The sequence below is a fragment of the Ruminococcus sp. J1101004sp1_RTP21198st1_B9_RTP21198_201120 genome (assembly GCF_040924245.1).
Taxonomy (GTDB): Bacteria; Bacillota; Clostridia; order Lachnospirales; family Lachnospiraceae; genus Blautia_A; species Blautia_A faecis.
The window spans coordinates 1-8,825 of the sequence record NZ_JBCOMI010000057.1; the positions used below are offsets into that span (position 1 = coordinate 1).

The following is an 8,825-nucleotide window of genomic DNA, read 5'->3' on the forward strand; positions in this document are numbered from 1 at the left end:
ATGGACTGCGTTGCCAGGGATTCCACAGGCAAACAATTTGATGTGGAAATCCAGCAGGATAATGAAGGAGCTTCCCCAAAAAGAGCCCGGTACCATAGTGGACTGATGGATATGAATACCCTAAATCCCGGACAGGATTTTGAGGAACTGCCGGAAAGCTATGTAATTTTTATTACCAGGGACGATATTCTTGGATATGGACTTCCCATTTACCACATTGACCGGCAAATCAAAGAATTAAATGAAGCTTTTCAAGATGAAGCACATATCATATATGTAAATTCCAGGAAACAGAATGATACAGAACTTGGAAAGCTGATGCATGATTTACACTGTAAAAAGGCAGATGAGATGCACAGTCCGATTCTTGCAAAACGAGTATATGAATTGAAGGAGACACAGAAAGGGGTTGAACTTATGTGCCATGAAATGGAGAAAATCTATAGTGAAGGAATGGAAAGCGGAGAGAAACGTGGTGAGCTCAAAAAAGCAAAAGAAACAGCCCTTTCCATGGCAGAAGAGGGCATGGACGTAAAGATGATTGCTCGTTTGGTTAAGGTAAGTGAAAAAGATGTCCAGAAATGGATTGATGAAACTTTGTGTGTAACAAAATAACTGAAATCATTATAAATGGGGCTGTCGGGACAGCCCCATTATCAATATTAATAAAGAATACTATTAAAAGTGTTATGTCTGGAGGCGGTTTTGTGACACATGATCAATTTAAGAAAGCAGCAGATTATTGGAAGAATAAAAAACAGAATGCTATGCCGGAAGAAAAGCTGAAAAAGACAGTATTGGAATATATCAATTCCAACAATACTTGTGCACTTGCGACTGGAACTGGGGATTATGTAAGATGTACCCCAATTGAGTATAGCTACCATGATGGGAAGTTTTGGATGTTTTCAGAAGGTGGCGAAAAGTTTATTGGTCTTGAGAAAAATGAAAATGTATGTCTGGCCATTTATGATAAGTATGATGGAGCGGACAATTTGAAAAGCATACAGGTAATAGGAAAGGCAGATCTTGTGGAACCTTTTTCCGATACATATAATAAACATGCAAAGATTAAGAAGCTTCCAGTAGAAACATTAAAGAAACTGGCTTCGCCAATGAACCTTATCTGTGTAACACCAGTTAAAATGGAAGTACTTTTTTCTGAATTTAAGAAAAATGGATACAGCAGCAGGCAGACAATAAAATTTTAATAAATTATATTTTATGGGGGTATTGTATGAAAGCACATAAATATTGGTCTATCGGAGCATTTATTACCATGATCGGAACTTTTTATACCGGTTACAAAGGGTTAAAATCAAGCCACAAATATTTCGCACTAAGCTCTCTGCTTTGTATGATAATGTCTATCTATACAGGACATAAAATGATTTCTGGCAGTAAAAAAACAAGAAAGAAAGCGGAAGCTACAGAAACGGAGGATTAAAAAATGTTGGAAACAGGAACAAAAGCCCCTGATTTTGAGTTGCCGGATCAGAATGGAAACATGCATAAGTTAAGCGATTATGCCGGAAAGAAAGTGATTTTATATTTTTACCCGAAAGATAATACAGCTGGCTGTACGAAACAGGCATGTGGATTTTCAGAAAGGTATCCTTTGTTTACAGAAAAAGGAGCTGTTATCCTTGGTGTTAGTAAGGATTCTGTAGCTTCCCATAAGAGATTTGAAGAAAAATACGGACTGGCATTTACTTTATTGGCAGATCCGGAGCGTAAAGTGATTGAAGCATATGACGTCTGGAAAGAAAAGAAGAATTATGGAAAAGTTTCTATGGGAGTAGTCCGGACAACATATCTGATTGATGAGAATGAAATTATCATAAAGGCAAATGATAAAGTGAAAGCGGCAGATGATCCTGAAAATATGCTGAAGGAATTGACGTGATGAAGATTATATTATCACCAGCAAAAAAGATGGTTACAGATACGGACAGCATAGCACCAGTGGGAATGCCGAATTTTCTTGATAAGACAACTGAGATACTAAGTTGGATGAAGGGTCTGGAAAAAGATAAACTGAAGGCAATCTGGAAATGCAATGACAAGATTGCCAGGCAGAACTTTGAAAGATTAGAAAATATGGATCTTTATCACATGCTTACTCCTGCTATTTTGTCCTATGAGGGAATTGCATTCCAGTATATGGCACCAGCAGTGTTTGAATACGGACAATTTGAGTATATCCAAAAGCATCTTAGAATCTTATCCGCATTTTATGGAAGCCTAAAGCCACTGGACGGTGTGAGACCATATCGTCTGGAAATGCAGGCAAAGGTTACAATAGGAAATACCCGGAATTTGTATGACTATTGGGGAGACATGCTGTATAAGTCCATCATTGATGACAGCCAGATCATTATTAATCTGGCATCAAAGGAATATTCGAAATGCATAGAAAAATATCTGTCACCGAAAGATACGTATATAACGATTACATTTTGTGAATTATCCGGAGAAAAGCTAGTAACAAAAGGTACTTATGCAAAAATGGCCCGTGGTGAAATGGTCAGATTTATGGCAGAAAGAGGGATTGAAAATCCAGCTGATATACAAAAATTTAACAGACTGGGCTATAGGTTTAGAGAAGATTTGTCGTCAGAGAAGGAATATATTTTTGAACGGTTGTCTGCACTGTAGTGTGGTATTGCTAAATTGTAATTATTCTTGTTGAGAATGATATTCACTTACGTAAAATTCATTGACATCACCAGAAAGAAATGATATATTGCAGACAAGGTTAGTTTTGCCTAACTTGCATTAATCCCTGCATTCCAGGGAATGCTTATTACAAAAAAAGGAGGAATTTTAAAATGTCAATGATCAATAAAGAAGTAAGTGATTTTTCTGTTCAGGCTTATCAGAATGGGGAGTTTAAAACCGTGACCAAGGCCGATATTCTGGGAAAATGGAGCGTATTTTTCTTCTATCCGGCCGACTTTACCTTTGTATGCCCTACCGAGCTGGAGGATCTGCAGAATAAATATTCTGATTTCCAGGCTGCTGGCTGCGAAATCTACTCTGTTTCTACAGACTCCCATTTTGTCCACAAAGCATGGCATGATTCCTCTGAAAGAATCGGTAAGATCACTTATCCAATGCTGGCAGATCCTACCCACGCACTCTGCAAGGATTTTGAAGTGCTGATCGAATCTGACGGAATGGCAGAAAGAGGAAGCTTCATTGTAAACCCGGAAGGCAAGATCGTGGTTTATGAAGTAAATGCCGGCAATGTAGGACGCAATGCAGATGAACTATTCCGCCGTCTCCAGGCAAGCCAGTTTGTAGCAGAACACGGAGACCAGGTGTGCCCGGCAAAATGGCAGCCAGGAGCCGAAACTCTGAAGCCAAGTCTTGATCTGGTAGGTATGCTTTAATGTCGAACGAAAATTTCTATGATGTAGTTGTGATCGGAGGAGGTCCTGCCGGTCTGACAGCTGCCTTATATCTGGCTCGCGCCTGCTACCGTGTTCTGGTAATTGAGAAGGAAAAATTCGGCGGCCAGATTACCATTACCGATGAAGTGGTAAACTATCCAGGCGTCATGAAAACCAGTGGGAAAGAACTGACCCAGGCCATGCAGAAACAGGCGGAACATTTCGGAGCAGAGTTTTTGCTTGGGGATGTTGTCAGCCTAAAAAAAGCAGAAGAAGCATCCGGCGCAGAAATCTGGGAAACAACCACCGATAAAGGTTCCTACAAAAGCTTTGGAATCCTGCTCGCAACAGGAGCCCATCCAAGAATGATCGGTTTTCCAGGTGAGGCCAAGTTTCGCGGTCACGGAGTAGCCTATTGTGCCACCTGTGACGGAGAATTTTTCCGTGGAAAAGAAATTTTCGTAGTTGGCGGCGGGTTTGCTGCAGCAGAAGAAAGCGTATTTTTGACAAAATATGCAAGCCATGTAACTATTTTAATCCGTGGAAATGATTTTTCCTGCGCAGAAGCGGTAGCGGAAGCCGCCAAAAATCACCCTAAGATCACAGTTTTAACCAATACAGAGGTTGTCTATGTGGAGGGTGACCACACGCTGCGAAAGATCTGCTACAAAAATAAAAACACTGGAGAAGAAACCATTTTCGATTCTGCAGATGACACCTTTGGCATATTTGTATTTGCAGGCTACGCGCCAAATACGGATCTGGTAAAAGACCTGATTGCTCTGGATTCCCATGGATATGTGGAAACGGACCGAACCCAGAAGACCAGCTGTCCGGGAATTTACGCAGCCGGAGATGTATGCCAGAAGAATCTCCGCCAGGTGGTAACTGCAGTGGGAGATGGTGCCACAGCTGCCACAGAGCTGGAAAAATATGCCGCAGCCATGCAGGGGAAAACCGGAATCCACCCGGAAAAGCCAATCAAAAAAGAGGCCGAAGTTCACAAGGAATCACCCGCAGGAAAAGAAACAGAAGGGAAATCCTCAGCCGGTATTTTTTCACAGGATATCATAAACCAGCTGAATGTTGTATTTTCCAGAATGGAGGGAAACCTGCAACTTGACCTGCATCTGGATTCCCGTCCCGTCAGCCAGGAATTGAAAGGCTATATGACAGAACTGGAGAAATATACAGACAAACTGACCGTACAGGAAGCGGACTCTGCTTCGGATTCTGCTGCCTTGCTGCCTTTTGTAGAAGTGCTGACTGCCTCCGGGGAAAAGACTGGATTAGCTTTCCACGGCGTGCCAGGGGGACACGAGTTTACCTCTTTTATCCTGGGATTATACAACGCCGCAGGACCAGGGCAGCCCCTTGACCCTGCCATCAGAGAACGTATCCTCGCTATCGACCATAAGGTGCACATGCAGATCCTGGTATCCCTTTCCTGTACCATGTGCCCGGATCTGGTAGTGGCAGCCCAGAGGATTGCCTCCTTAAATCTCCTTGTAACAGCAGAAGTATACGACATCGCCCATTTCCCGGATTTAAAGGAAAAATACAACGTTATGAGCGTCCCCTGCCTGATAATCAACCAGGATCAGGTAACATTTGGGAAAAAGAATATCCCGCAGCTGTTGGAATTGCTCTAATAAGATAATAAAAACTGTAATGATAAACTCCTATGGTTTATTGTTACAGTTTTTTAATTCAAGAAAATTTTTATTCCCCGACCACAATTGTGGTAAAATAGCGGTAAGTAATAACTAATACCGTATTTCCGCAAAAGAATCTGTCTAAGCAGAGTGGTTATCGTCCAAATGGAGTTGTGTGACCCTGTAAGAAATGGTATGGTTATTGTTAGAAGCAACTAACTATTATATAACTCAGGAGGCACACAATGAAAAAGAAGTTCGTTTCTGTTTTATTAGCACTTACCATGTCAACTACCTTATCTGCCGGATTAACCAGTACCGTATTTGCAGAAGAAGCAGTAAGCACCGCATCTGAATGCTCTTATGACGGCGGCAGTGGCACCCAGGAAGATCCGTACCAGATTTCCTCGACAGATTCTTTCCTGACATTTGCCGCTAATGTAAATGACGGCTCAAACGCAGGTTATGCGGATACTTATTTTCTTCTGACAAATGATCTTGATCTTACAGGCATTGACTGGGAACCCATCGGCAATATGAATGACATGGAAAACCATTCCACCTTGTTTCTGGGCTCCTTTGACGGCGGAGATCACACAATTTCAAATTTAAAATATGAATCTGACAAATACAACTGCGGGGCTGGTCTTTTCGGCGTAAACTGCGGCGAAGTCAAAAATCTGACAGTGGAAAATGCAGAAGTAACCGTAACAGATGGCACCTCTCTGGCTATTGGCGGCGTTGTAGGATACAACATGGGATCAGTGGATCACGTAACCTTAAAAGGAAACTCCGTAATTACAGGCAACAACTGCACTGGCGGAATTGTAGGAGGCAACAACAATTCCGTAACCAACTGCTCCGCAGAAAATGTAACCGTCATCGTAATTGGAGATAATGAATTTGAAGAAAACCATATTGTGCAGGCAGATGTAGCAGAATGTGGTGGCCTGGTCATCGGCGGCGGTTTTGGCGGAACCATTGACAACTGCAGCGCAAGCGGAACTGTAAAGGCAGAAGGAAACGAACCGGTTGGTCTTGGCGGAATCGGCGGCTGTCTGGAAATGATGGATTCCATTACCAACTGCACCGCTGATGTCACAATTGAAAGCGCAAATGGCGGCCATGCGATCGGCGGTCTTTGTGGTTACGCAGGCACTCACTCCAATCCAGACGTATGCCTGGAAACAGAAGGATTTTCCACGAAAAATTATCCGTCCGTAATTGATAACTGCAAGATAACTGTTTCCATAAAAGCGGATGGAGCAACCCATGTAGGAGGTCTTATTGGCACCGGACTTTACTATTATGGAGAAGAAACCGTATTTAAAGTTACCAACTGTTCTGTAACAGGATCCATTGACGGTGCTGTAACACCAGGTACCGTTGCCGGCAGGGCAGTGGGCAGTGTAATAGAAAGCTGCGACGCAGACATTTTAATTGATGGTGTGCATGCAGACAATCAGATTGGCACCACTTCCTGCATGTACGAGAGTGCGGACCAGTAAGAGAGGAAAAAATGGAACAGCATCCGTTAACGGATTTTTTTGACCAGAAAGTTCAAAAAACAACGGGCAAAAACAACCGTACTATTTATAAAATGAACAATGAAACCGGAGAAGGAATCATCACGCAATATATTATTTTGCCTGGCATCCAGTTCTTTTATAACGATTTTCACATGAGCAATGGACAGAACCAGAATAAACTGCCTCACGCAGATGTTCTGGAACTGAACCATTGCAGGGAAGGGCGTTTTGAATGCAGATTTGCCAACGGCACTTATCAGTATATTGGAAGCGGTGATCTTGCCATCAACCTTCTTTCCAACCAGACCGTTTCAACCAGCTTTCCGCTGTCTCATTATCACGGCATCTCCATCACCATAGATTTACAAAAAGCAGACTCTGTCATCCGAAAAATCGGCGAGATGACAGGCGGTCTGGACATTGATCTGTTTTCCATTGCCAACGGCTTTTGCAAAAATGGTACCTGTGCTGTAATTAGAAATCAAAATAAAATCAACCACATTTTTTCTGAACTGTACTGCACCAAGCCGTATATGCACGCTTCCTATCTGAAGGTCAAGGTCCTGGAACTGCTCCTTTATCTTGGAACTGAGAAAATACAGAATACCCAGGTAAAAGTTCCGTATTTCGCACATACTCAGGTAAAAAAAGTAAAAGAAATTCAAAAGTATATGGTTTCCAATTTGCGCCAGCATTACACTCTTGAACAATTGTCCGAGCAATTTGACATTCCTCTTACTTCCATGAAAGCATGTTTTAAGGGAGTTTTCGGCTGTTCCATTTATGCCTACATAAAATCCTACCGTATGCAGGCTGCAACCGTACTGCTTCAGAATTCTGACTGCAGCATTACAGAAATCGCCATGAAAATGGGCTACGACAACCCCAGCAAGTTTTCGGAAGTCTTCAAAAAAGAGTATGAGATGACTCCATCTGAATTTCGAAAGAAATACATAAAAGCATAATTGCACACTCCTTTACAAAAACATACCTTGACAAATCTCGTCTCAGCTTTACATTTTATAATAAAATACCTCAGGAAACGGAACGTTTATAGTCAAAGTCTCTCCCTGGATATCCGCGATCTGCTGGCAGAGGCCCAGCATCCGGTAAGGATTTGCATATCCGAAAAGTTTCATGATCTTATCAAACTGTTTTTCCCTTTTGATAAGATCTGCGAGATACATATATCTGAGGTCTCCAAGGGAGATGCGGGGCAGGCCATAGGACTGTGTGATCTTTTTCAGTCTGGTATTCAGTGTGGGAAGCGTCTTGACTTTTCCATATGGACCAAGGCACAGGGCGCCTTCTTCGGCCAGTCCGGGATATCTCAGAAGAATGCCCTCATTCAGATATCTCCGTTCCCTGATCTCATCAAATAAAAATTCCGGAACAGGCACAGTACGGTAATTACTGTCTGAACGGAGCTTTCTGCCACTGTATTTGAGACTCTGACTATTATCACCCCCATTCCTGTCAGCAGACACATAATTCCGTGCATGCAGCCCGCAGATCGTTACCGTGCCTGCCTCCAGATCGAAGCTGTCATATTTAAGTCCAAGGATTTCCCCGGGTTTCAGCCCGCAGTAAAGCGCCAGGGCATATTCCAGATAGTGGGAGGTGTTGTCTTTCTTTGCAGCTGATAATAAGCAGGTAAGCTGTTCCGGTGTATAAAGGACAGGATCTTTTTCCAAAACAGAATATTTTTTTATTTGAAAGAAAAGTTCATAATCACCGGTATCTGGTTCAAAACGATCCTTTATAAAGACACGCAGAAAGCGGTATGCCGAAGCAGCCGTATTTTCATTTTTTTGATTGATGCATGCCAAAAGAGCATTCAGGTATTCTGCATCGATATCGTCAACCGCCCGCTCCTTATCCGGAAGGCTGGGTTCAATGACATTGAAGATCATCCAGTAGTAGTAAGCAGCCGTACTGCTGCTGGTTGAATTCGAAAGACATTTGTTCTGGTACCAGCTCTCCAGGTAATTAACAAAAGTAGTTGCAGCAGGTTCGTTCCTTTTCTCTTTTTTCATTGTTGCGGCTGTAACAGCCATTTCTTTTGATTCTTTTCTCATTCTTTTTTCCTTTCTGCCATCATTGGCTAAGCATTTAACTATATTTCAGTTATATATTGTCCGATTTTCGCTCAGAATCCGATCTTTTATGAAAATTTTTGACAAAATTCTAAAAAAATGACATATTAATCCTGTAAGGTGGATGTCCATACAAAGAAATATATTTAT

The 8,825-nt window shown here is 42.1% G+C and carries 10 protein-coding genes; 9 read left to right on the forward strand and 1 reads right to left on the reverse strand.

The features are described 5' to 3' along the window. The 9 genes from AB5618_RS20805 to AB5618_RS20845 all read left to right on the forward strand — a co-directional run. The coding region (locus AB5618_RS20805) for a PD-(D/E)XK nuclease family transposase (protein ID WP_368367033.1) at nucleotides 1-615 on the forward strand (615 nt) is incomplete at its 5' end. 92 nt (nucleotides 616-707) lie between these two features. After that, nucleotides 708-1,211 carry a pyridoxamine 5'-phosphate oxidase family protein gene (locus AB5618_RS20810; protein WP_148463763.1) on the forward strand — a complete coding sequence of 168 codons (504 nt, stop codon included), beginning with the start codon at nucleotides 708-710 and terminating at the stop codon, nucleotides 1,209-1,211. Between the two features lie 26 nt (nucleotides 1,212-1,237). Then, nucleotides 1,238-1,447 (forward strand): DUF6219 family protein, encoded by a 210-nt coding sequence (locus tag AB5618_RS20815; protein WP_173717530.1) that lies wholly within the window; start codon nucleotides 1,238-1,240, stop codon nucleotides 1,445-1,447. A gap of 3 nt (nucleotides 1,448-1,450) precedes the next feature. Next, entirely contained in the window at nucleotides 1,451-1,906 is a 456-nt protein-coding gene (locus AB5618_RS20820) for a peroxiredoxin (protein WP_148463765.1), read from the forward strand. Then, nucleotides 1,906-2,658, forward strand: coding sequence for a peroxide stress protein YaaA (yaaA, locus tag AB5618_RS20825; protein ID WP_148463766.1), 753 nt, complete (start codon nucleotides 1,906-1,908; stop codon nucleotides 2,656-2,658). Before AB5618_RS20820 ends, yaaA begins: the two co-directional genes overlap by 1 nt. A gap of 173 nt (nucleotides 2,659-2,831) precedes the next feature. Beyond that, nucleotides 2,832-3,395, forward strand: coding sequence for an alkyl hydroperoxide reductase subunit C (gene ahpC, locus AB5618_RS20830; RefSeq protein ID WP_148463767.1), 564 nt, complete (start codon nucleotides 2,832-2,834; stop codon nucleotides 3,393-3,395). After that, nucleotides 3,395-5,047 (forward strand): FAD-dependent oxidoreductase, encoded by a 1,653-nt coding sequence (locus AB5618_RS20835; protein ID WP_173717531.1) that lies wholly within the window; start codon nucleotides 3,395-3,397, stop codon nucleotides 5,045-5,047. The genes ahpC and AB5618_RS20835 overlap by 1 nt, the downstream gene beginning before the upstream one ends. Nucleotides 5,048-5,295: 248 nt before the next feature. Beyond that, nucleotides 5,296-6,558, forward strand: coding sequence for a GLUG motif-containing protein (locus tag AB5618_RS20840; protein WP_148463769.1), 1,263 nt, complete (start codon nucleotides 5,296-5,298; stop codon nucleotides 6,556-6,558). Nucleotides 6,559-6,569: 11 nt separating this feature from the next. Further along, on the forward strand, nucleotides 6,570-7,544 hold the full coding sequence (locus tag AB5618_RS20845) for an AraC family transcriptional regulator (RefSeq protein WP_148463770.1): 975 nt from the start codon (nucleotides 6,570-6,572) through the stop codon (nucleotides 7,542-7,544). Between the two features lie 48 nt (nucleotides 7,545-7,592). Here AB5618_RS20845 and AB5618_RS20850 read toward each other — a convergent pair whose 3' ends face one another. After that, nucleotides 7,593-8,657, reverse strand: coding sequence for a site-specific integrase (locus tag AB5618_RS20850; RefSeq protein WP_173717533.1), 1,065 nt, complete (start codon nucleotides 8,655-8,657; stop codon nucleotides 7,593-7,595). Nucleotides 8,658-8,825 lie beyond the last annotated feature (168 nt).